General features: G+C 54.2%; 13 protein-coding genes. 6 read left to right on the top strand and 7 right to left on the bottom strand.

Translation table 11 applies throughout. The features are described 5' to 3' along the window. Positions 1-621 precede the first annotated feature (621 nt). Entirely contained in the window at positions 622-4,722 is a 4,101-nt protein-coding gene (locus RBB62_RS05400; protein ID WP_309397712.1) for a hypothetical protein, read from the top strand. A gap of 163 nt (positions 4,723-4,885) precedes the next feature. On the opposite strand, the gene RBB62_RS05395 is transcribed toward RBB62_RS05400, so the two are convergent. From RBB62_RS05395 to RBB62_RS05380, 4 genes are all read right to left on the bottom strand, one after another. Beyond that, the gene (locus RBB62_RS05395) at positions 4,886-11,377 is read right to left on the bottom strand and encodes a GH92 family glycosyl hydrolase (RefSeq protein WP_309397711.1); all 6,492 of its coding nucleotides are present in this window, start codon (positions 11,375-11,377) and stop codon (positions 4,886-4,888) included. Between the two features lie 239 nt (positions 11,378-11,616). Next, positions 11,617-12,333 (bottom strand): PEP-CTERM sorting domain-containing protein, encoded by a 717-nt coding sequence (locus tag RBB62_RS05390; protein ID WP_309397710.1) that lies wholly within the window; start codon positions 12,331-12,333, stop codon positions 11,617-11,619. A 356-nt stretch (positions 12,334-12,689) separates the two neighbouring features. Further along, positions 12,690-13,328 carry a methyltransferase domain-containing protein gene (locus RBB62_RS05385; RefSeq protein WP_309397709.1) on the bottom strand — a complete coding sequence of 213 codons (639 nt, stop codon included), beginning with the start codon at positions 13,326-13,328 and terminating at the stop codon, positions 12,690-12,692. 380 nt (positions 13,329-13,708) lie between these two features. After that, on the bottom strand, positions 13,709-14,581 hold the full coding sequence (locus RBB62_RS05380; protein WP_309397708.1) for a helix-turn-helix transcriptional regulator: 873 nt from the start codon (positions 14,579-14,581) through the stop codon (positions 13,709-13,711). 88 nt (positions 14,582-14,669) lie between these two features. On the opposite strand from RBB62_RS05380, the gene RBB62_RS05375 reads away from it, so the two are divergent. Further along, the gene (locus tag RBB62_RS05375) at positions 14,670-15,716 is read left to right on the top strand and encodes a Gfo/Idh/MocA family protein (protein ID WP_309397707.1); all 1,047 of its coding nucleotides are present in this window, start codon (positions 14,670-14,672) and stop codon (positions 15,714-15,716) included. A gap of 14 nt (positions 15,717-15,730) precedes the next feature. After that, positions 15,731-16,519 (top strand): ThuA domain-containing protein, encoded by a 789-nt coding sequence (locus tag RBB62_RS05370; RefSeq protein WP_309397706.1) that lies wholly within the window; start codon positions 15,731-15,733, stop codon positions 16,517-16,519. A 66-nt stretch (positions 16,520-16,585) separates the two neighbouring features. On the opposite strand, the gene RBB62_RS05365 is transcribed toward RBB62_RS05370, so the two are convergent. Next, positions 16,586-17,254 (bottom strand): Crp/Fnr family transcriptional regulator, encoded by a 669-nt coding sequence (locus RBB62_RS05365; RefSeq protein ID WP_309397705.1) that lies wholly within the window; start codon positions 17,252-17,254, stop codon positions 16,586-16,588. Positions 17,255-17,393: 139 nt separating this feature from the next. Here RBB62_RS05365 and hcp point away from each other — a divergent pair, with 139 nt between their 5' ends. Together hcp and RBB62_RS05355 are read left to right on the top strand one after the other, a co-directional pair. After that, positions 17,394-19,025 (top strand): hydroxylamine reductase, encoded by a 1,632-nt coding sequence (gene hcp / locus RBB62_RS05360; protein WP_309397704.1) that lies wholly within the window; start codon positions 17,394-17,396, stop codon positions 19,023-19,025. Between the two features lie 27 nt (positions 19,026-19,052). Continuing rightward, positions 19,053-19,307, top strand: coding sequence for a YecH family metal-binding protein (locus RBB62_RS05355; RefSeq protein WP_309397703.1), 255 nt, complete (start codon positions 19,053-19,055; stop codon positions 19,305-19,307). 232 nt (positions 19,308-19,539) lie between these two features. On the opposite strand, the gene RBB62_RS05350 is transcribed toward RBB62_RS05355, so the two are convergent. Then, positions 19,540-23,112: a LamG-like jellyroll fold domain-containing protein gene (locus RBB62_RS05350; RefSeq protein WP_309397702.1), complete on the bottom strand. Its 3,573-nt coding sequence runs from the start codon at positions 23,110-23,112 to the stop codon at positions 19,540-19,542. Positions 23,113-23,355: 243 nt separating this feature from the next. On the opposite strand from RBB62_RS05350, the gene RBB62_RS05345 reads away from it, so the two are divergent. Then, entirely contained in the window at positions 23,356-23,571 is a 216-nt protein-coding gene (locus RBB62_RS05345; protein ID WP_309397701.1) for a hypothetical protein, read from the top strand. A gap of 869 nt (positions 23,572-24,440) precedes the next feature. Here RBB62_RS05345 and RBB62_RS05340 read toward each other — a convergent pair. Continuing rightward, complete coding sequence (locus tag RBB62_RS05340) at positions 24,441-25,544, bottom strand: hypothetical protein (RefSeq protein ID WP_309397700.1); 1,104 nt, start codon at positions 25,542-25,544, stop codon at positions 24,441-24,443. Positions 25,545-25,632: the final 88 nt, after the last annotated feature.

Genomic DNA, 25,632 nt, shown 5'->3' with positions numbered 1-25,632 from the left:
ATACGACTAACGCTTCGTTCGCTCACCAGCAGCCGCTGAGCGATATCAGCAACACGATTTCCTCCCGAGCGAAGTTCTACAATACGATTTCGAATATCCATGCTTAAGGCTTTCATGAATAAATACTGCTAACACCTTTTTCAAAAAAGACGCCTATAAAATATGCCTATATCAAGAAAAAATGCTCTAGAGATAACATGAAGTTGCCGGGTCCAGCACTTACTCAACCCGGCAACTTCATGTTATCTCTAGACTTGGTGCCGATGAATACTTGTGTAAAGATCTTGTGCGTGAGCCCACAACGGCCGAGTGCATGACTTACACGCATCCGATCAGACTATAGACATTGTATCAATTGCCACTCAGCACCAACTAATGCTAGCGCATTGCAGCTTAATACAACATTTGATTAACATTCATCCACACTGAACTGGACACGAGCACCACCTAGTAAAAACGTCCAAGCGGTTGATCAAAGCTACCAATCAAGTCGGAAAAGTGCATTTGAATCTTCCGTAAACCCCTTGATCTCTGATTGACGGATCAAAGACTAACTAACAAGATATGTATGTCGCACGAGTTCGCGACCATACCTCTCTAAAATTAAACCGTACCCCTGATATGCATACTCCCCCAATCCGCTGGCAAGCGGCTTTTGGGGCGATAGCTGGGCTTTGCCTGGGCGCCCCGACTTATGCCACGATCGACGTTACCGGCGATCAGACCATCTGCCAAACCGGCAACACCATCACCGACACTGGTGTCGTCATCGACAATACCGACATCGCCCGCGTGACCGGCGGCGACCTGACCCTGACCAACCTGCCTTGTATTGCCCTAAAGGACAGCGGCAGCTACATCCAAACTGGCGGCAATGTCGATTTGTCCTACGAAGTGCAGGTCAACCGCAACATCGCGACCGGCGACGCCGTGTTCGAGATCCACGGCGGAAAATTCAACACCACCGAAAACAGCGGCGTCCACCTAACGATGCCCTACGCCGCACACACCAACGGGGGCACGACTGGCGCTGCGCTGGTCACCGGCGGAGAGCTGCATCTGGACCGCCTGAGCCTGTCCCATGTTGGAGGCGCGAACAGCGGCACGTCGTATAGCTTAACCCAGACTGGCGGCAAAACCGTTTTCCGCTCGATGAACCTCGGCACGGTCACAAGCCCGGCTGCGGTGAGTGTGGAAATCTCAGGCGGCGAATTCCTCGACGACCACCAGTGGCATAGCAACACCATCGACCAAGCCACCTTCCACGTGAATGGCTCCGGCGCGACGCTGATTGATTTCACTGGCAACCTGACCACCACCGCCAACGCCACGCTCAAGTTCACGGTGGACGCAGGCGGCGTGACGCCGATCAGCCTCAACAGCGGAGCCAGTGACAGCTTGGCTGGCACGATCGACCTGGAGCTCAACGGCGCGGCCCCGGCCAACGGCGCAACCTACACGCTCTTATCCGCGACCGACGGCGGTAACATCTACGCAGGCTTGGCCCTTGATGCCAACGATGCGGCCGACTGGGCGCTTCAGGTCAACGGCAACAACCTGGAGGCCGTTTACCAAGGTGCCCCGCCCCCCGTAACCACGATCGAAGTCTATGCGACCAACAGCGACCAGGCGATCAAGGCCGATGGCAGCGCGCGCTTCATTGGTGAAGCCGGCTCGCGCATTGGCAGCCGTAGCTCGGTGCTGGAGAACTGGGTAGTCGTGATCCCGATGGCCCTGCCCGACCTCAATGGCGGCGCCCTGCAAAACGCCACGTTGGAGGTCAGCTTCAGCAGCGCTTCTACCTGGGCCGACGCCAACCTCGACAACATCGATCTCTACGGCAGCACGCTCTATGACTACATTGGCGACGCCGCCGATGCCCAGTTCTTTGTCGACGGCGAGAACCCGACCAACCCCAACGCCACGCTCCTCACGGACAACATCCTGACACACGCCGACATCGTGGCTGACAGCTTCGGCTGGCGTGTCTCAGCCGACATCAGCAGCTTCGTCGAGAGCTTCTACACCGCGGGCGCGCAGCCCGGCGCGTTCGTTTATTTCATCCTCACAAACGACAAGGCGCCGAACGCAGGTTACCAATACGTGATCTACGACACCGCCGACAGCGGGAACAACCCGAAGCTCACGCTCGAAGTTGCCGGCAGCCAAACCGTCGGCACCAGCTACGGCACCACTAGCAGTATCACGAGTAACGGCGTTACCTGGACCTTCGCCTCGCCGGTCAGCTACGGCACCTTTGTTTCGGGCGATTACTGGGTCGTCGGCCCCGTGACCGTATCGAGCATTACCAACAACCTGAACGACCCCGCGTGGACGCCCGGCGTTGGCCAAAACGGCTCAATGCTCAACCCGCTCTCGCCAGGCCAGGACCGCGAAGAGCAAGGCTACGACGACGGCATCAGCAGCTACAACGCCGCGCTCAACGTCGGCCTCAATCTGCCGCTTACGATTCAAAACGACAGCACACTGATCTCCTCCGTCAGCTGGATGTATGACTCCGTTAGCGGAACCGCCGAGCCCGGTGCCCCGACGTTTAATGGTGGCACCGGCACCCCGCGCCCCGTCACCCGATCGGCTGCCGTGCTGACCGTGCTCGACGCTGCGCCCGCCGACTATTCCTTCCGCCCGCCCTACGCTGGCACGGACAAGACGGTGAACTACAACCTCAGCGACATCGACACCTCCGTCCTCGCGAACCTCGCCCCCGTCGGTACAAGCGTCCCGGACCCGGCGACGGTCGAGTCGTATTTTGCCCGCCCGTGGATTGACCACGTCTTCGAATACCTCGGCGCGTTCATCCACCCGTCCGAGCACATGGACAACTACGGTCAACACATGGCGCAGGACATCAATGAAGCGCTGATGATGCTCAACCTCGACTACAGCCAATTGCCCGGTTCCCCGAGCAAAGACCAGCTGCTCATCTCCTTCACCCAGCTCGGCATCGACCTCGCTGGCATCGCTGACAATGGCGGCGGTTGGCGCGCGAACGGCGGTCATGGCCTGGGCCGTAAAATGCCGATCATCGTGGCCGGTCTCCTCCTCGACGACCAGCACATGAAGGACGCCGGCATCTGGGGCCAGGGCGACGGGCTCGGCAACGGCGGGGTGGAATTCCAGGAGTTTCAAAACACCTTCTACGTCGACCAGGCCATTGTCGACCTGACCCAAAGTGGCCTCTCCGACACCTCTAACAAGTGGCCCGCCACGCACCCCGGCGTCCTGCCCGGCGGCCAGTGGGAGCCCGACTACCGCAACGTTTGGGACTCGACCACGCAGACCGTCATCAACGAATACACGCCCTACACCACGGCCGACATCGGCATGCCCGATTGGGGCATTCGCCATAGCTACGTGCCTGCCTCCGACAACGCCCACTTCGCCTCCAAATACCGCGATATCAACGGCAGCGTCTACCCGGGCATCACGCTCGCCGTCGAGATCATGGGCGCGCGCACGCTCTGGAATGACAACGCGTTCCTCGACTACAGCGACCGCTACATGGACATCACCGGCGGTAACAACGGCTCCAACAACCTGCCGCAATTCATCAAAGATATGTGGAACGCCTACCGCGCCGACTACTCGCCCATCTGGCCCGATACCGGCAATGGTGCCGGCGGTAGCCAGCAGCTGAATGTGCCCGTCCCGGCCGATGGTTACCACTACGATTCCTATGCCGAGCTTGAGTGGGTCTGGCCTGCCAACCACGGCGAAGGCCACGTCTGCCTGTGGAAGGATGACAAGCTCGCCGCGCTGTCCATCACCATCGATGACAACAACGCGCCCGACGTTCCCTTTTGGGAAAGCATGGCCGCACAGTTCGGCTGGAAGTTCACCTGGTTTCTCATCGTGCACGACGGCATGTGGGACATCTACCTCGACCAGACCGGCTACAATAACGGCTATGCGGGCACCGCCATCGGCACCTGGAAGCCGCTCTACGACGCCGGTCACGACATCCAGCTCCACGGCTCCTGCACTCAGATGAACGGCCTCTCCGCCCAAGACTACCTCGACCATTGCCTGCTCGGCATCGACCACCTCGAGGGCGAGATTGGCAACTACATCTCGACCTACGCCTACCCCTGCGGCGACCCCGGCACGAACGACGAGTATAAGATCGCGCTGAGCGACAATCTTATCTCAGCCCGCGGCACCTCCGGTGGCCCGACCCCCATCCACATGGCCGACTTCATGGAGACGAAATCCATGGGCGCGATCAAGACCTACGACACCGTTATCAACGGCACCTGGTTCAACCGCCTCGAAGACCAGCGCAACTTCGCCTACTCGCAGTACCGCGGCTGGGGCGTGCTACTCTACCACGGCATCAACGGCGACCAGCAGGACATGGATGACATCGAAGCCGCCTTCCAGGCCATCAAGGACAACGAGGCAAAATACTACGTCGACACCTACACCCACGTTGCCCAATACGCCCAGGAGCGCCTTACGAGCAACCTCGTCATCGACTCCGTCAGCGCCAGCGAAATCCGCTTCACGCTGACTGACGAAATGCACGACGGCCTGTTCTACACGCCGCTCACGGTGAAGCTCCGCGCCGATGGCTGGACGGGCGTCTCCGCTCTGCAAAACGGCATCTCCGTCCCGGCCCAGATAGTCACCAACAACGGCGACACCTACGTCTTCGTGGACGCCGTCCCCGACAACGGCCAAGTCATCCTCACCGCCCAATAAGCAGCGTCCCGCTGCACCGGAAGATTTGCGCATTGCGCAAATACGGTGAGGCAAAAAGCAAAGCCAGCTACCGAATCCCATTGTATATTATGGTTAATCCGACCGCTCTTCTCCGAGAGATGAGCGGTCGGACTAGGCGATATGGGAAACGGGTAGTCGGCTTTTAGTCAGTGCTTTCCATTAACACTGCATCTGTAGTATCAGGCGTCCAAATGAAAAAGCCTGCGCCATCAGTGTCCACATCAGGCTCGACTTCGATAAGTTCGATGTTCTCCCATGACTGTAGATCATGGCTAAACAAAAGCTGAAGTTTCAACTGAACCTGACCTTCATCTCCAAGTTTAATCACTGGACGCTCACCTGCCAAGCCTACGATCGTCGACGAAGTGAAGAGGCCAAACTCAGTCTGCAATCCTAGATTATTACGCAGAGCTTCCAACATGCTATCACGCAAATCACTGTTCATGACGATTGGATCGAGCCCCGCCTGGTATTCAACACCGTCGCTAAACAAGTCACCATCGCTATCCGCCAAGGTTGGGCTAGTATGGATTTTCTGCTCGTCAAGGTTGTTCAGGCCGTCGCCATCCACATCGTCATCGGCTCCATAAACAAGGGAACCAAAATTCGCTATTTCCCAAGTATCCTCCAAGCCGTCGCTGTCCGAATCGATCGCATTCGAAGCGATGGCAAAATCGCCTTGGTAATCAAGACGCGCCCATACTATATTGTTGTCCACATCGACACCCCAAACACCGACCTCATCATCTGAACTGGGTGCACGGTAAACTGGCTCAGCGACTAAATCTCCGAGGGTTGCGCCCGCAGCATTGGTCCAATCACCAGGATCTGAATCCGCATCGTCGTAATCAACAAAAGCAATTAGATTCAATTGCTTCTCCTGAGAATCGGATAATTCACTATCATCGTAGGAAAGGCTTAGTGTGTAAGCGTCACAACGGTTACGTACGGGATCATTCCGCATGCCATGAATACTGGCAATGTCAGACGCCAAATCGACGCCATCTGCATCATGCCACTGAGATTGCATAATCCAACCAATGGTTATGTTGCGGTAGAGTCCGAACGTTTCACTATCCACTGTATAGTAAGTAGCATCACTATTTACACCGTCACTCACCTTCAAACTGGTCCCCACAAAGCCGTCTTTATCGGGCGCTGTGTCAACGATGTTGGCGTCGTTATAGGTGCCCTGCGCTGCAACATTGTACTGGCCCCCATTTCGCGAGTAGGTGTAGGTGTCCCAAATCGACCATTCCGTGAAAGAACCATCATCATGCTCGGGCGTCATCCAATTGTGCATGGTGACAAAGTCGCCGTTGATTTCGATGATTTGAAACGCAATCGGCTCGCCTTCAGTGTGCGTACTGTCAACCAAGTGGTTCAGGCGCTGATCATCCGCGGGGAGTCGGGACAGGCTATAGAACTTTTCCGATGCCGATCCACATGTGATGTAGAAGAACTCTGAGCGTGCGTCGTTGTCCAAATCCACCGCCATAGAACGGTCGTAGATATGGTTATGCCCTGCAAGCCAACCATCTATTTCATACTCCGCACATGCTTCGATAAATGGCTCCGGACCAGTGGAGATGTATTCAGTCATGGCCGGGTGCAGCGCCATTGCGAACAAACCAGTGTGTGAAAATGGGAAGATGTGCGCATCCGGGTGCTCGCTGCGAATCTCCGCCAGCTTATCAGTGATCCATTCGCTGTAGTTTGTGTCCGTGCCTCCATCCCATTCGTCGAGCGCAATCATGAAGGTATTGGCACCTGTATCATAAACGTAGGAGTAGTTCTTGTAGTTCGGGGTATCCGCACTGCCGCCGGGGACATCCGTGGGATCGATTACTGCACCGTCTCCCTCGAAGAGCCAAGGGAACGCCGCCTGCCAAACCCAGCTCAAACTGCTCGTCAAAGAACTGGCCAATGAATCGTGGTTACCGCGCACCGGATAATACTCGATGCCATTGTTGCGCAGTGGCGTGACCATTTGTGCCTTGAGCAACTCAAGTTGAGACAGCTTTGCGTCGCCCGATGAATTGCCATCGGTTACGTCACCGACTTCGATCACAAACGAAGGAGCCAGCTCAATAAGCTTGAGCGCAACTGCATTCGCTTCGTCAACTGGTACTCCATTGGTCGATCCTTGCGTATCAGGGATCACACCAAACCGAAGCGTATCGCCCAATGCTGGGAGTGGCGCACGTAGTATTTCAATCGCCTCTTCCACAACTATGTTCAAAGTAAAGCTAGCGGAGCCATCTTCATTATCGGTGACTGAGATCACGAACACACTCGTGCCGACATCGGAAAAATCCGGCTTCCCCGAGATCGTGCCATCGGAATTGACCACGAGCCAATCTGGACCGCTTACCTTCGTGTAATAAAGCGTATCACCATCGGGATCCGTTACGTAATCATTGAGGTCGCCCACATAGCCGCTCAGCGCACTGGCATTGACCTCCGAGGTCACGGCATTGCTTTGCGGGACCGGAGCGAGCTCAGCCAGATTGCTGGTGTAAATCATGCAATCACTGATTGCTACCGTATCTGCATCCAGGTCATTACCCACACGGAAACCGACGCGATTGAAAATCGATGCATTCGGACTGGAATCCGATCCCGTGAAGGCGCTCATCAACACGCCGTCGCTTTCACGAACAAGCGCAGCATAGTAATCCATCGTAGAGTTTTCAGACCAAGTCAGCGTGAGGACCAAACGGTAGTCACCATCTTCGAGCGGTGCTTTGGGCAAGGCAAAACTTGCCAGCGAAGATGCTTCGCTTTGCACATAAAAGGCCTCATCATCAGCCGACGTTTTACTGAAAAAGGCTGAGGTTCCCGCATCATCGATACCATCAGTTGCCGCGAGATAACCCGACCAAACAAGCGTATCTTCATCACCTGAAAAGAGCCCCCAAGCGAAATTCTCCGCAGCGCCATTATTGTCGTTGCTTAGTCCACTGAAGCTCACTTTGGCGCTGAGCGTCATCGTAGCGCCACCTTGGTTCAGGAACACTGACTCAAACGGAGCATAGATGGCAGAGTTTGCGGCAGCATCAGTCGAACCACCCCAGGAAGGGGAATCAGTTTCGGCACCATCCAATGGAGCATCCCCCAAAGCGCTGGCCCATTCACCCGACACAGCAAAAGAATCATCATAGTTGAGTGGCGCCTGGAAATCAGCACCCGTTCCCCACTCATTGGGATAGGCACCCATGACCAACTCCAGGGTTGAGCCATCGGTAAAGTCTGCATGGCGAATCAATGCTTCATCCAATACCTCACCATTGAGCTGAGCGGATTGAATGTAGTAATTTTCACCGCCAGCATTTTCCGCCAGAATCGTAAACGTATTTCCATTCGGCGCATGAAACGACACTTCGGGAATACGCGGACCATGCAGGTAGTAAACGTCTTCTGTCGCCATTGGGAAGAAGCCCGCCGTAGTGAAGAAATAAAGCGACGACATGGCGCCAGAATCTTCGTCTCCCGGGTAGCCATATTCGCTGAAACGCTCACGTAGCTGCGATGCCCAATACGAAGCCAGGTATGGTCGGCGCGCATAACCGAAGAGGAATGTTGTCTGAAAACCGGGCTCATTCGTGTAGTCAATATAACTGCCGTCACCCTGCCCCAACGCAAACTCAAGTCGCTGAATGAAGCGCGCATGCCCGCCCATTAACTCAACCAGTTCATCGCGCTCGTGTGGCACGTTGAAAGAATAGTTCCAACTGGTTCCCTGATAAAACCCGCTCGACGAAGTTGCAGCCGATTCATCAAACTCACCATCGCTGCTGCGTGCTTTGATAAAGCCCGTGAAGCCATCGCTGGTGGCGGATTCATCCCACACGTTTCGCCAGTTTCCGGAGCGGTCGCGCAAAAGCTCAGCTTCGGTCGAATGTCCCAGACTCTCAGCGACCAGCGAAGCGCACCAGTCACCATGTGCAAATCCGAGCGTAGACGATGCAGAGGCAAGGCGGAAGTCGTAGCCATTGGAATTTCCGTCCGTAGCGACATAGCCAAGATTCCGATATTCTGGCGTACGCCGCGACGCATTAAACTCAAGCAAGTCCCAGACTTTCTCCCAGTCGATGCCCTCAATCTGTTTGACGAATGCGTCTGCGATCACGCGATCCACTTCGTCGCCGCCTTGGCCGACTTGATAATCCTTGCCTTGAATAAACGCGGTTTCGGCAACGCCATTGTGTTCGAATCGCTCGGCAAATGAATTAACATTCGCGGCGACGGACTCCGGCCTCACGATAGCAAGTAGCGGGTAGAGTGTTATCCAAGTATCCCAAAGCGTGTATTGGTCATCCCAAAACGGCGCATCTGACGGCCAATCAGCTGGATCGCCGGTACGGTCACGAGGCTGAATCAGGCTATGGTAAAGCGCGGTGTAAAATAGACGCGCTTCGATCTGGCTAATATCAGGGGTTGAAACTGTTCCTAGGGCGTCATTCCACGCTTCTTTCGCCTGAGCTTCAACAGTGGAAAAATCCCAACCGGCATTCTCACTTTCGAGGTATTGCTGCGCCTTAGCCACGGAATCGAAAGATACAGCGATCTTCAAGCGAACCATCGTATTTTCGGTGGTGTCAAATGTCAGCCAGCCTCCTAAGCGTTGGCGTGTTTCAGTGGAGGCGGTTAAAGCGCCTTCAGTGGCAGTCGCTCCAACCCACGAACCTCCGGAAATCGGCGTACGGTCAACCACCGCGTAAAAGTAGAGGTTGTAAGCGGCGGGGTTCCAATTCCCATCAAACTCACCGCCGCCGCTAATGGTCCCGCTTTCGAGATCAATCTCCAAAGAACCATTCACCATACCGGTGCTGCTGCCCAATTTACGCGCAACATCGAAGTTAATCCGCGCATCTGTCGAGGCAGGGAACTCAAACTCGTAAATGGCAGTATTGGCGGTTGGCGCGAGCGCAAAATCAATTCCCCATTCGCTAAGGGTTCCCTTAAAGGAATAAGGATGTGCTTCCGCATCTAGTAGGACGGAAGCATGATCATCCTCATCGATGTCGAGCCCTATGCGCGGCGAGACCAGAAAGTTGCCATAAGATAGAGTCGACGAACCTGCGCCCGTGGCGTGTATCTGCGCAAAACCAACCACCGAACTACCAGCCGCATAGCCCGATGAAGCCGCCGATTCCGTATTTGGGCTGGGATAGATTGATGACTGGGGCAGACAGGCACCTGGAGGGCAGGAACCAGCGCCAATCGTACCAATCCAGACGTCAACCAGATCGGCCAAATCAGTATTAGGGTCGACCACCGGATCTGGTAAATCTTCATCCAAAGTACGCCCTGGGTTTTGGTATAGCTGCAACGCCTGCGTATCATCGATGCGCCCGGTGTAGACCTGAAAATCATCCACATCACCGTGGAACTCATTGATAATCGAGCCGTTTTGCATCAGCGCTCCAATGGTAAAGTAACGCAGCGGATTGGTCGTTATCGCAACTGCTGCATCATCACTTCCGACCAATTCACCATCAACATAAGTGAAGCGAGTATTTTCCAGAAACACTACCACCACGTGACGCCATGCCCCCGTAGCGACATCTACACCAGTCGCAATTTCGCCTACGGTACTGCCGTTGCGTTGCCACGCAAACAAAGAGCGAGCACTTGCATCATGAGTCGCCACCTCGAAGCCAGTAGCGTAAGTATCTGGGTTCGTTGACCCAGTGCTCATTCCAAAAACCGAATGCGTTCCATCCGTAGCATCAGTCGGATTTTGACGAATCCAAAACGCCAAACTGAATGGACGAAAAACACTGTAGTCACCCAAAATGGACAGCGCGCTGCCCAGGCTCAAATCTGCCAGTAAGCAATCTTCTGCACCACCTAGATTAACGTATCCATCTACTGCTCCATCACTGCCAACGAAAGTAACTGAGTCGCCACTGACACTCAAGTCCGCCAAGCCCAATGCGTCCGTAGCGTCATTATCAAAAGGATAATGGTGCACCAAGCTCGCCTCAGCCGCAGGATCAGGATATTGGTTAAAGCTGAGGTTATCAATAGCGTGGCGACCGTTCGAACTGTAAGTCTGCGAAGTCAGATCAAAGGTCAGCGTATAACTCTCGCCCAACTCGCCGGTGAAGTCTGGCTCAACTGTAACAACGGAAGTACTGGTGCTAGAGCTATCCATGTTTAATGTTTCAGTCCAAACCACGCTCCCATTGGAATCCTTCAGCGTGAGTGCCCAAACAGTAGTCCCACTGGTTTCCTGAGTATGAACGAAATCAAATGAATTCAGTACAACGGCGTAACCTGCATCGGCTTCAAATGTAATCGTGTGATAATCGATATCAAGCTGCCCCACCCGTGGACTATTTCCTTCGTTATCCCAATCGCCACCTCCCACGGTGAGGCTTTCCAAGTTATTGAACCATGAGCTAGTATGTATATCCCACGCAGCATCCCAAAGAAGCGCGATGTTAGGCGTTACGCCATTAGTTACAACATAGCCACTGCCATCCACCGAAGCATTAGAAGCTAAATTTGAGGGTATCGAGGTATTACTGCCACCTAATTCACCAAAGCCAATGATGGTTGCATGCCCCGAACTAACAGCGCCAGCCAACAAGCCTAAGGCGAAGAGTATTTGAGAATTTTTCATATATTAAATTTACTAAGGCTTATACTTATTAAATTCCGTTAGCCTAAATTTTCTGCGATAATTGCCTTTCTTGAACTCAGCTCAAACGCTCTGTAGGTCAGTGATACGAACGCAAAATGAGACAACGCGGCACCGACCAATCGATATGACTGGGTTGGAAAAACGAAGAGAGGTCGCGATGGTGGACTGCAACCACCATCGCGTGCGCACTAACTAAACGCTGATAAAAATTCTATTAATTAATTGGCCTGCTGCTGGCGCCGGCGAAGTAATGGAACTAAAACGCACAAACCCATGATTGCAGCAACCGTCGAAGGTTCTGGGATCGCAACCTGACTGAAGGTTAAGTTATCAATAGCATGGCGCCCGTTGGAACCATAAGTTTCCGAGACCAAGTTGAATGAAAGCGTGTAGGTTTCTCCGTCAAGTCCTGTAAATTCAGGCGCTATCGTAAGGATGGAAGTCTCAACGCTCGAATTGTCCAAAGTCAGGAATTGGCTCCAAACAATGGCGTTGTCAGAATCAGTCAGCTCCACATCCCAAGTCGTTACTCCAGTGGTTTCGGCAGTGTGCCCGATGTCAAATGAGTTTAGGACCAACGCGTATCCGCTATCCACATCAAACGTGATGGAGTGTGAACTGGAATCCAGCTGCGCAATGCGATTTGTGCCACCTTCGTTATCCCAGTCACCACCACCTACAGTTTTGTTTTCCAAATCCGTAAACCAAGAACTCGTGTGGACATCCCACTCAGAATCCCAGGTAAGGGTAACATTGGGCGTTGCGTCGTCCGATATGATGTATCCGTTTCCGTCAACAACAGCATTAGATCCAAAGTTTGTCGAGATGCCAGTATTACTGCCCCCGATCTGACCGAACCCGAGTGAAGTCGCGTGAGACACGCTAGCTAAGGTCGCTGCAAAAGCTGCGGTAAAAACATGTATGTACAATTTCATTTTAAGAAGTTATAGGTTTTAGAATAGAGTAATTAGAAATCATCTGTATAGATCTTAAGGACCCCCCTCACGACAGGGTCAATAGACAAGATCGTTGCCACCTCCTTATTTGCTTTGACGTAACTAATGTTTTCCAAACGACATAATCGTAACATTATTCCATTCAGTGAAACCACTAATCCGAAATGTTCTGGCACCATCAAAAGACAGGCATAAAGTTAGCGCATGACGTGCATTAGAGGAACTTCGAAGCCAGCCTGATTTGACAGTTGAGCTGGTGTGAATAGTTGCGCCCAAGAAAGAAGCTCGACTACAACCTACATAACAGCAAAGCCCATGTCTCAATGAATTGAAAATTACCGCGTAGAAGAAGAAGCATTTGTCTTTTTTTCAAAAACATAGCTGGTCCATTCCAAACCGCGACGATGCCACTGATCATCATCATGCCAAGCCTGCACCAGTTCGAAACCTACCACATCTGCAAGAGCGATCACCCTCTCGTAAGGCAACTCAGCATAGTAGCGATTGTATTCATCACGACGCTCCTCGTTGAGACCATCACGCGTCGCGGAAACCGTTAGAAAGAGCCGACCATTGATGCGTAGCAAGTCATACATATTCTGAATCGCTACGCCCTGCTCTTCCTCCTTAAGATGCATCAACACCGCCGAGCAAAGAATTCCGCGAAAATGCCCATGCCAGCGAGTTAGCAATTCTCCGTTCAACGGCAAAGCGCCCTGAGTAATGCGGCCTTTAAGCCGCGGAAAATGCTTCACCGCACCATCGATAAGAGTGATGGCCGGCTCCAACCCACGGGAGTCGTAACCGGCTTCCAACAAGCGGTCCATGTCAATACCGCCGCCTATCCCTATTTCCAGGATGGGGTAGCGATGCCCAAAAGCCTGCTTTAATCGCTCAATCGGCGCGCGCGCTCCATTTCGGTAACGTCTGGCAAAACTATCACCATGAGTATCATAAGCTTCAATCGTAGGCATATCCATTTGCTGTAGTTCCTTTCAAGTCCTGACTGACCCCGTGTCCCCCCAAGCACGACAAAGATGCTATCCGCCCGCCAGGCAGACTTCATCCTCATCAGATCCCACGAGACAACTTTCGAAGTAGGCGGCGGAAAACCGGATAAGCGCACACCAGCGTGTTTCACATATACGGTACGGGTAGTCATGGATGGGTGTTCAAAGTAAGCAATCAGCCACAGACCTGAATGGGGTAGGCCTGTTAACTGTATTCATCCTGATTGGATGACCAAACCTTATAACAAGACGCCAACCGTTGAAAGTTTAATAATACCCAAACAACACAGAAGTAGCATAAGTTATCATTTCAAGTAAAACACAAACGGTCACTTATACCTATATTAGAGGATAGAATTTCGGTAATTTTTGGGTGTTTGTCCGAACTCCTGACGAAAAGCGCGGATAAAATAGTTGAGTGAGTTAAAGCCACATGACCACGCCACCTCTGAGATACGCAACTCGCGCTGCGCGAGTAGTCGCTTGGCCAAGGCCATGCGCTCGCGCCTCAGATACGCCTGAGCCGACATGCCCAAGACCGAGCGGAAGCTCCGCGATAAATGGTCTGGCGTGCAGCCGGCATCGGAAGCCAGCGAGGCCACTGTTAAGCCGGAGTCTGCCAAATAAGCATCAATTGTCGCCTGAGCTTTTCCAACGAGCGCCGACGACTGATCCATGCTCACGACACCTTCAACCGACTGCCTCAGCGATTCCTCTAACAAGCCCAGCAAAGCATAGAGTAACGCGCTGCGCACATCGTCCCGGTTCACGACTGCCACATCCTCGAGCAGGCGGCTAATACGGCCTCTATTACCCGGAGCCAGGTGCATAAACTGGTCCACGTAAGGCTTGCCTCCCTCTGAACGCACGCCCGAAAGAATAAGCGTGACCCCATGCGGATGCTGACAGACGACAAGACCACGGAAAGGCTTCCCCGCGTGCGAATAGGCTCTCTCAGCATGCGGTACCGATGCCGGCACCACCGCCAACTCATTAGGAGACACTGAAAACTTTTCATGCGGGCAACGAAAATCCCAACGCCCACTGATCACCATGAACAGCTCCGCATAGTCATGGAAATGCATCTGCGGAAGATTCTGGCGCAAGCCCAACCGCTTGGCGACCATCACACAGCCGTCATCCCTAAGCCTGCGCTGAAAGGCTTGAATCGGTTTCATCAGCTCTGCCTCTTGCGCAACGGGCGCGATGTCTTCCAATCTAGCCATGTCGGATAAGTGCTATTTTTGGCGGTTCCGTGAGGCCTAATAAATTTGTGAAAAACTTACCTGAGTCAATCCTAGAGGCATGATTAAAGTTGCTGTTATTGGAACTGGCGGCATGGCCAAGAACCATGCCCTAAAGCTATCCCAAAAGGATAAATCAAAAGTAGTCGCCTGCTGTGACATCTCTGCCGAGCGCGTGGCGGAGTTCGCCAAGACCTACAATATCCCGGAGACCTACACAGATCTTTCAGAAATGCTGGAGAAATGCGACTTCGACGCGATTTCCATTGTCACTCCGGATGCATTCCACGCCCCCATTGCCCTGCAAGCGCTCGCCGCTGGCAAGCATGTGCTGAGCGAAAAGCCACTCGCTACTAGTGTTGAAGACGCGGAGAAAATGGTCGCTGCCGCGAAGAAAGCCGGGGTCATCAACATGGTAAATTTCTCTTACCGCGACAGCTCCGCAATTCAGCGTGCGGCGAAGATGGTTCAAGGCGGTGAGCTAGGTCGGATTTTTCACGTCGAGGCCCACTACCTACAGAGCTGGCTTACTGCCAAGGATTGGGGTGACTGGGCAACCAGCCCAGGCTGGCTCTGGCGTTGCTCAACCGAACACGGCAGCAACGGCGTGCTTGGCGATGTCGGCGTACACATTTTGGATTTTGCCACGTTTCCCGTCGGCGATGCCGCCAGCCTACAAGCTCGCTTGCATACCTTCGACAAAGCCCCCGGCAACCAAATCGGCGAATACAAACTCGATGCCAACGACAGCGCATTGATGATTGTCGAGTTCGCCAGCGGCGCCATGGGAACCGTGACCACCACGCGTATGGCGACTGGCCACATGAACTCGCTTGCTCTGAGCATTCATGGCGAGAAAGGCGCGCTGCGCATCGACCTCGATAAGTCCTACCACATGATCGAGACCAGCCGCATCGGCGCTGACGGCAAAACCGAGCCTTGGGAAAGCCACTACTGCCCGCCCACTCCGAATATCTACGAACGCTTTATCGAAAGCATTGCGAGTGGCGTGCAGGATCAACCCGACTTTGCTCGCGGCTTAGCCGTCCAGAAGATGCTCGACGCCGCAACTGAATCCAACCAAAGCAAACAACCCGTCCAACTTTAACCCCCGTATATATTATGCCAATCCGCGTTACCATCTGGAACGAATTCGTTCACGAAAACACCAACAAGGTCGTTCAGGGCATCTATCCCAACGGCATCCACGGTGCCATCGCCGAGGGACTCAAAAAGCTCTTGGGCGACGAAGTTGCCGTCACCACGGCAACCCTTGACCAACCCGAGCACGGCCTGCCGCAAGATGTCGTCGACAACACCGACGTCATGCTCTGGTGGGGCCACTGCGCACACGGCAAAGTCAGCGACGAGATCGTTGACCGCGTGCAAAAACGTGTGCTCGAAGGCATGGGTTTGATCGTCCTGCATAGCGGGCACTTCTCGAAGATTTTCAAGCGCCTCCTCGGGACCTCTTGCGCGCTCAAATGGCGTGAAGCAGGCGAGCGCGAACGCCTATGGGTCACCTCCCCCGCCCATGCAATTGTTAAGGGCCTCGGCGAATGTATCGAACTGCCGGAAACGGAAATGTATGGCGAGCCTTTCGGCATCCCCACCCCGGACGAGCAGATCTTCATCTCCTGGTTTGAAGGCGGCGAAGTCTTCCGCTCGGGCTGCACCTGGCGTCGTGGCGCGGGTAAAATCTTCTACTTCCGCCCCGGCCACGAAACGTATCCGATCTACCACAACGAAACCGTCCGCCAAGTCATCGCGAATGCCGTCGAGTGGGCCAAGCCCGAAGGCAACTGGGCCGGCGCGATGGACGCGCCAAACGTCCCCGTCGACAAGGCGCCCGAGAAGATCACCGCCAAAGGCGGCAGCCTCCACGAAGAAGGTCAGGAAGGCTTCAAGTAAGCCAAGAGCGCCAAGTATCTGATATCAACGCCCGGGCATCAAGCTCGGGCGTTTTTTGTGTGCCACTTAGCCCGCCAACTCGCGTAATTTGGGCCAGTCGAGCAGTGCAATGGCCTTGCCTTCCGAGCGGATCACGCCCGACTCTTCCAGCCGCCCCAGCACACGCGACAGCGTTTCCGGCGTCGTGCCCAGAAGGTTGGCCAGCTGGCCCTTGGGCACGCGCAGCGTCACAGCGTCGGTGCGCTTTTGCGACTCGCTGAGGTAGATCAAATGCGAGGCCAGCCGCGCAGGGACTTCACGCAGCGCGAGGTTTTCAATCTGCATGGAGAAGCGCCGCAACTTCTGGGCGAAATTCGCCAGCATATTCATCGACAGCGAGGGATGCTGCTCGATGATTTCCACGAAGCGCGCCCGCGGAAAGCACAGCACCTCCGAGGCCTTCATCGCCATCGCCGAAGCAGGATACGGGTCGCCGTGAAACACTGGCACTTCCGCAAAAGATTCCCCCGGCCCGAAGATGTGGAGGATCTTTTCGCGCCCCTCGGCGTTGCTCTTGTAGATCTTCACTTGGCCCGTCGCGACGACGTAAAATCCGACCGCCGCCACCCCTTCGAGGAAGATCACTTCACCGCGCCCGACCTGCTTCGTTTCACAGGCAGCGGCCAGCATCAGCACGTCCTCTTCGTTCAGACCGTTGAAGAGGCTGCATTGGGCTATAATTGCGGCGCGGTCCATTGAGGCAATCTGTAGCGCCCCGCCCGCTAAAGCACGCAGTTTTTTCGAAAAACTTTCCGGTTCTTGATCTAGGTCAAGGAAACCGCCGCCTCATTTCTGCTATGCTACTGGAAAACCACAACTGGGAGGATTCAAAAACATGTACTGCAACCAATGCGAACAAACTGCTAAAGGGGTCGCCTGCGAAATCGGCGGCGTCTGCGGCAAAACCGACATCACCGCTGCCCTGCAAGACGCGCTCATCTACGCGCTGCAAGGCCTGGCCTTTCCCGCCCATGAAGCGCGAAACCTCGGCATCGTCGATGAGGAACTCGACTTCTTCGTGCTCAAAGGCGTCTTCACCACGCTGACCAACGTCAATTTCGACGCCGATCGCCTGTGCGATCTCATCCGCGAAACCGTCGCCCGCCGCAACGCGCTGACCGCCCAGCTCGCCGAAGCTAGCCGCGACCTTGGTTTTCCCCATCCCTCGGCTCGCTTCATACCCGCCGACACCAACGAGGCGCTAATTGAACAAAGCCGCGCGCTTAACCTCATCGAAAAGCTCGATGCCGACGCCGACATCCGCTCGCTCAAGCAGATCCTGCTCTACGGGATCAAGGGCATCGCCGCCTACGCTGAGCACGCCTACAAGTTTGGCGAGGCCGATCCGGTCGTCACTGAGTTCATCTACGACGCCCTCCTCGCGCTGACTGCCGAGGGCTTGACCGTGGAAGACTGCGTGAAGGCTGCGCTGCGCGCTGGCGAGATCAACCTACGCGCGATGGAGCTGCTCGACGCCAGTAACACCGGCCACTACGGCCACCCAGAGCCTACCGCCGTCCCGCTCGGCCACCGCAAAAACAAGTGCATTCTCATCACCGGGCACGACTTGCAAAACCTCGAAACCCTCCTGCGCCAAACCGAGGGCAAGGGCATCGATGTCTACACCCACGGCGAGATGCTGCCCTGCCATGCCTATCCGCAGCTCAAGAAGTATCCACATTTCTTCGGCCACTTCGGAACCGCCTGGCACAACCAACGCATCGAACTCGGTAACTTCCCCGGCGCGATCCTCTTCACCACGAATTGCATTCAACGCCCCTTGGCCAGCTACGCCGACCGTGTGTTCACGACGAACCTCGTCGGCTGGCCCGACGTCCAGCATGTGCCCGAACACGACTTTTCCGCTGTCATCGACAAGGCGCTGGAGCTCGACGGCTGGACCGACGACACCGACCAAGGCACGGTCACGACCGGCTTTGCGCGCAACGCAGTGCTCGGCGTAGTGGACAAGATTATCGACGCCGTCAAGGCGGGTGACATCAAGCATTTCTTCCTGGTCGGCGGCTGTGATGGCGCGCGCTCCGAACGCAGCTACTACACGGATTTCGTGCGTCAGACACCCGCCGACTCGGTTGTTTTAACCCTCGCCTGCGGCAAGTTCCGCTTCATCAAGGAAGACCTCGGTGACATCCGCGGCATCCCGCGCCTACTCGACATTGGCCAGTGCAACGATGCCTACTCGGCCATTCAAATCGCCGTGGCGCTGAGCAAGGCCTTCGACTGCGGCGTCAACGATCTGCCACTTTCGATGGTGCTTTCCTGGTATGAGCAAAAGGCGGTCTCAATCCTGCTTACCTTGCTCTACCTGGGCATCAAAGATATCCGCCTGGGGCCGACGCTGCCAGCGTTCATTACGCCCAACGTGCTGAATTATCTGGTGGCCCATTACAACATTCAGCCAATCACTACGCCCGAACAAGACCTGCAAGTCCTGCTCGCCTCCTAACTTATAATCCATTACGAAAGTATCATCATGATCAACGAATCCAACGAAGTTCACGGCCACGCCGTTCTCGAAATGATGGCCTCCTCTGGCCAAACTTATTCCCGCGACTCGCTCATCGCCGCGATCAACGAAAAGTTCGGCCCCGAAACCGAGTTCGTCATCTGCACCGGCGGCGGCATGTCGGCCGAAACGCTTGTGGATACACTCATCGAACGCGGAAAATTCATGGGCCCGGATGACGCCTTTGTCTTCAATCCCGCCACCAAGTGCGACCACGATTAACGGCGCCGAAACTGCGGATCGCTCAGCGTTTGTAGAGCCGTCACGGGCGCGAGCCGATTCATCCTCGCTGAGGTTTCAAGCCTCTGCGAGGATGTTTGGCAAAGCTAGGGACCACCCAGTGAAGCACTGTTCCACGGAAAGCATTGCGGAGATGATGCTTTCAACGGACGAGAGCCATGCGCCCCTCAACCGTAGTTGTCCTGGCTAACGGTTCGGTTTTCCAATCTTGAAGCTAATCGGCAAGGCTCAGAATTTCCAAAGCGTCCAAAGGACGGTCATAGGTCCGAACCTCATCGATCAATCCGCAAAAGCCCGTTCCATAATCGGCGTTTAAAATGCCAAATGTGAGGGGCGCGCCGATGTCGGGAATCACCTGCGCCACAGGTTGGGTGGCATATACCTGAACGCCGTCGATATATAATTTCAGGCTGTCCTGCGAAAGAGATCCATCAAACACAACCGCGATATGGTGCCACACAGATAATTCGCTAATTGAGTAACCCGTGTCAAAACGCTCGCTGCCGATATCAATATAAATGCGGTTGTTCCAACTGTTAGTGAAAATGCTGAAGGCACGGCTTTGCGGGCTCGTGCGCTTGGAAATCAACCCCCGCGGCTGGCCATCCAACAGTTGCGGCTGAAACCACATCGCCAAAGTCAACTGACTACCTTCATACTCGGCCAGATCAGGTACTTCGAGCCAGTCGTTTTGCCCATCAAGGTACAATGCCTGACCTGAATAGCCACTCGTGGCCCAGGCTGCGTCACCTTGTAAATCTGCGTCCTGAAAACCAGTTTCGTCAATTGCCACGACGCCACTGCTTTGGTCCAGAGACCAAAAAGACACCAAGCCCTCTTCCACGACATCCTGATTGTCTGGCTCCAACCCTTGCGCAAGCAAGGCGACACCATCGACATCCAAGACCAAATCATATATGCGAATATCATCGATGTAGCCGCTGAAACTCGTTCCATAATCAGCGTTAAAAATGCCCGCATAGATTGGGATGTCATTATTCGCAATTTCAGCAGCGCTAGGTTGTGCTGTGTAAATCAAGACTCCATCCAGATACAGCTTGAGACTATCAGTACCAAGTGAACCGTCAAAAACCATTGCCAAGTGCTGCCAAACGCCGGTTTGGGTAATTGCATACCCCGTATCAAAGCGTTCGGTTCCGATATCGATGAATAAACGGTTATTGGACTGGTTCATAAATATGCTGAATGTGCGGTCGATATTCACACCCCAGCGTTTGGAAATGAGCGCGCGCGGACTGCCATCCAAAACATCCGGATTGAACCACATCGAAATGGAAAGCTCACTGCCACTGTGCAAGTCATTGTGGGGAATTTCCACCCAATCATTGCTTCCATCCAGATAGAGACAGCCGTCGAAACGACCGCCAGTATCCCAAGCAGCGTCTCCGTATAATGTGGCGTCTGATTCACCAGATGAGTCTTCTGCGGTCACGCCACTGGTTTCATCAAGCCTCCAATGCCCCACGGACGCAATGCCTTCGCCTTCGTTAATTTCAATGATCTGAAAATCGCTAAACTGGGCTAGCGTTGCGATGGAGTCATCGCCGCTTGTGCCGAAAATCCCGAGGTAGACACTGCTCGACAGGCTCGGCAACGTGACGCTATCAATCTCAGTATAAGCGTTATCTTGAGCGGAGCTCGCCAACGTTATCACATCCCCCTCGCGTTGCAGCAGGAGCCAAAGATCAGGGAAAAGATACTGCATTGAGCCGACGGTCTCACTACTGCTGGCGCCAACCGTAGCACGACCTCCGGAGTAAACATACCCCGATGGAGCAGAGCCCAGCCATGCATTTCGGGAATCCGCATCCAGGCTTTCCCTAACCATTAGACCTGCACGCAGACTCGCCGGTGAAACACTGAGAGCTTGCACGCGAACCAGGGCTTGAAAGTCGCCTTCGATGGCAAGCTGTTCGAAGTAGAAACTATCCTCAGTTCCAATAAGGCCTTCACCGCTGCTGGTCACTTCCCAAATATCATCTGGTATGACGCGTGACGAACCCGAGGCGTTTGCCCCAATCTCCCCGCCAGTAAGGCCCGCATCCGTCAAATCATCTGCGACCGCGATACTGTTAACCTGCACCGTTACTGTGGCAGAAGCAGTGTCTACTCCGTCGGTCATCGTATAGCTGAACGAGTCCATCCCGATGTATCCATAATCGGGCGTGTATTCGATTTGGTCTCCAACGATACTCGCAATTCCATGAGCAGGCGCGGTGTTTGCGGCAATAGAAAGCATGTTGGCCGGGAAATCATTGGCCAGCACATCGACGAATACAGCGGTGCTTTCATCGGTCGAAGCATTGTCATCGTTCGCGGTCAGCTCATTGCTGAGAGCAGTGATGACTGCCGCGCTAATCAAACCAAAGCGCGCATTGGTATCAGGCGAAGGCAACACATTGAGCGTAATGGAGCCGTTCGCGTCTGCGGTCACTTCAGTAAATTCCGCAAACGTGCTCTCATTTAAATAAGGATCCAAGTCAACGCTCGCGCCGTGTATTTCATAACGAGTGGTCCGCGTTCGCCCACCGTCATCACTTGAACTGGTGGCAAATATCTGAACCCGGTAGGATTGATTGGGGTTCAGGCCGTGAAAGGCGATCGTGGAAGTCGGGTCTGCATTTGTTTGCCCATTCAAGGTTGACCAGCCATCCAGCGCAATATTGTCCTCAAAAGGTAGCGTTCCAGTCGTGCTCGCGATATGCCAACCTGCAAAAGTTTGAGCGACTTCAACCATCACCCGGGTCCGCTCGCCAGTCTCAGTCTTACAAAACGGAAAAACCATCGCATCAAGCGTACGCTCCAACCAAGTGCGACTGGAATTCCAGTAATGGCCTTCGGAATCTGGTTCAGAGTAGGCGCTGTTCCCAAAATCAAAGCGCATGGACTCACCAGCTTCCAGAGAATTCAGTGAGCGACTCTGTTCCAGCAACCAGTCATAGAGATGGCTCTCACCATATGCTCGCCCCCAAATTCCATGTCCGCCCTCGGAGTATTCTGTATATCGAAGACCATCCTCATCGTAGAAAGTATGTCCAGAAGAAGCACTGTAGTAAGGCTCGCCATTATTATAATATGGGTTACTGGGATCGTCGTTCAGACGCCATGACAACGCCGTCTTGCCTTGCTCAGCCCGCATTCCATTAACTCTATCACGAGAATAGGTCACATTATTTTCAGTGTGATCATCAATCGCATGAAAAATCCACAAGGGAACTTGGATTAATTTTGAATTGTCAGTCGCACTGCCCGTATTTCCGCAAATAGCGACACCTGCTGCGAAAGCCTGAGTATAGTTGGATAACATTGTGTAAGCACCGGCGCCCCCATTCGACAGTCCTGTGGTATACACCCGGTCAAGATCCACCGAGTAAGCTTGAGAAATCTGGCCAGCCATCCGCATGATTGCATCCATCTTTTCAAGATCCCACCCCTGCGTAGCAGACTGTGGCGCGTAGAGGAAGAAGTCATGGCTTTTTGCCGCAGCTAGCAGATTATCAATGTTCCCATTGACCTGATCAGCGTTATCCGTGCCGTATTCCCCTAGACCATGTAGCGAGATAACTAATGGATAAGACTGCGCACTATCATAATTATCAGGGACAAATAGGCGACCATACATATTCACGCCGTTATTACCCAAATCATAGTTGATCACTTCAAACTCATTGGGATCAGCCGCATAAGCATTTGTGAACATTCCCAACAATAGGCTTAAAAAAATGCCGATTGTACGGCATGTAACAACAAAATAAAAGCGGGGCATACTAGGTCCTTTACTCTGGGGTTAATTCGTGAACCTCAATACTAAAAGATTGATTCGTGATAATTTGCTATCACTCAAACCATGCATTACAAGAAAAAAACATGAGATCATGAAATTGTTAACATTCCCATTTTTCATAGATTGAGCCGATCCTTCACTCATCACCCACCGGCGTGCCATGACACTCAACGACTCTTAGCGTCAGAAAAACAAGATGAAACCATTACCATGAATTGTGCTCGCATGAAGACTTTCGAAGAAGCGACCGAGTTTGTGCTCAAGCATAAGGTAGTCACGGTGTTTGGCAGCAAGAGGTCGCCGCATCCTTCGCTCTGGGACAACACCGACCTCTCCGCCGACAAGCCTAAGACAGGCGGATGGAGCCCGCGAGTCAGCGCGGTTTGGGATTGGAAAACGCGCATCCCAAAAACCTTTCCCGAGCTCCAAACTGACTCCTAAAAGGCCTCCGCAGAAGTCCCCAGCCATCAGGTTGAATCCAAAGAACTGGGCGACGCGCGGGGAAATCATTGCCATCGCCAGCTCACAGCCAGTTTCTCGGTTAGGAACCGTCAGTTCCTCGGTTAGGAATTACCAGTTCCTCGGGCAGGAACTGCCAGATCCTCGGCGAGGAATTGGCAATGCCTAAGCTAGGAACAGCCACCTGCACTGGAGAGCGAGCTCCGTCATCGCCGTTGCGCCGGAGTACTCGCAATAAGTAGCACTGGCGGGGACACCCGTGCTACGGAAGACGCAACGGCGATGACGGAGCCTAGCCCTCCAGCCAATCCACCGGTCCATCGGGACGCTGGCCACTAAGCATACCAGTAGGTTGCGGCAACGACGAAACATTGCCCTCCAGCAGCGGCGACCTCTCAGCTGTTGCAATCCATGCAACTTACGCCCGACCGAAAGATTGCGGTTTGACAAGTGTTGCGGTTATACCTTTTCTCGGTTAAATTAAGATATTGAGCACTATACTTGTTTCAGTGTCTCAATTTAACCGAGAAAAGGTATAAGGTAATGGACATGGACAGACTTATCGACCCTGTGTTGCTCCATAACAATGGCATAATGGGCTACGAGGCAGGTGATATCATCCACTAGCATCCGCCTCAATACCCCACCGTTTATTTAACAACCACAAGGTAGGGACGGTTGCCCTCAACCGTCCGCGTTTCATCCACATGGTTATGGCAATGGAACGCGCATCCATTTCGCCGCAACGGACGGTTGAGGGCAACCGTCCCTACCCAGTGGTTGATCAGCACATGTAAAAAGCCGCCGGATAACCCCGACGGCTTAATGGTTAAAGTGACCTGGCAAGAAGCTTACTTCTTCTTGGAGGCCTTCGAAGCCTTCTTGATCGAGGACTTTTTCGCTGCGGCCTTCTTCGCGGCCTTCTTGGCGGCAGGCTTGGCAGCTTCCGTCTTCGGTTCAGCCTTGGCCGGGGACTTGGCTTCAACCTTCTTGGACTCTGCCTTGGCCGGAGCAGCCTTTACTTCAGCCTTCTTGGGCTCGGCCTTGGCGGCGGGCTTGGCTTCTTCCTTCTTGGCGGCCGGTGCGGCAACCTTCTTAGTGACGGCAACCTTCTTCTCCTGCGTAGGACCGTCCTTGAGGGCAGCCTTGGCGAGGGTCGGCTCCTGTGCAACCACCTTAGCGGTCACTTGAGCGACGGGCGCATTGAAGGCGTCGGCAACTGCATTGAGCTGCGGCGGGAACTCGAGGGCGTTTTCACCAACGATGCGGTCACGCACGAGGTAGCCAGCCGGGGTCCATTCGCGCAGAACGATGGCCGGGAAGAACTTGCCCGTCGGGTAGTTCGGGTAACCATTGAACTCGATGCTGGTGGAGACTTCGCCGCCTTGAGCGGAGATGTATTCGACACCGCCGAGGTGGAAATCGCTGCCGGTGAAGCCGTTCTTGTCGGACATGGCCCAGAGCTCAACCACGAGGGAGCCGCTGGCGTTGCCGGAAGTGCGGGGATTGCTGACGCCAGCCACCGAAGCCGAGAAACCATCGCTGCTGAGCTTGGCGGCTGCAGGCTGGATGAGCTGCGGGTGGTAGAAGTCCACGAGGTCGGGCATCACCACGATATCGTCGTAAGAGCCGGACTCGCCGGCGCGCGTCACGACGAGCGCAATCGTGTAAAGGCCGCGCACGCTGTCGGCGAGGACTGCGTCGAGGGAAATGAATTCGAGATAGTAGCCACCGTAGAGGGCCTGGGTTTCGGCTTCGGCGAGAAGCACACCGTCGATTTCGTCGCCGGTCGGAGCACCATAGAGGGCCCATACCTGCAAACGCGGGGTGCTGGCTTCGCCGTAGTTGTCCAGACGGCCAACATAGATGGAAGCGCTGTCACCATTGATGACAACACTGCTGTGGCCGCCGAACTGGAAGCCACTTTCTTGGGATTTTCTGCTGCTTGTGATCATTATCGTTTGGGTTTTCTATAGGCTGAGACTGCGATTAACCCGGTAGTTAGTACAATGATGGTTTGTTGAGGATCAGCCTAAAAAGATT

Source organism: Cerasicoccus maritimus (assembly GCA_031296935.1).
Classification (GTDB): domain Bacteria; phylum Verrucomicrobiota; class Verrucomicrobiia; order Opitutales; family Cerasicoccaceae; genus Cerasicoccus; species Cerasicoccus maritimus.
Note: the sequence above shows the minus strand (reverse complement) of the source record. Positions and strands in the feature narration are given on the sequence as shown.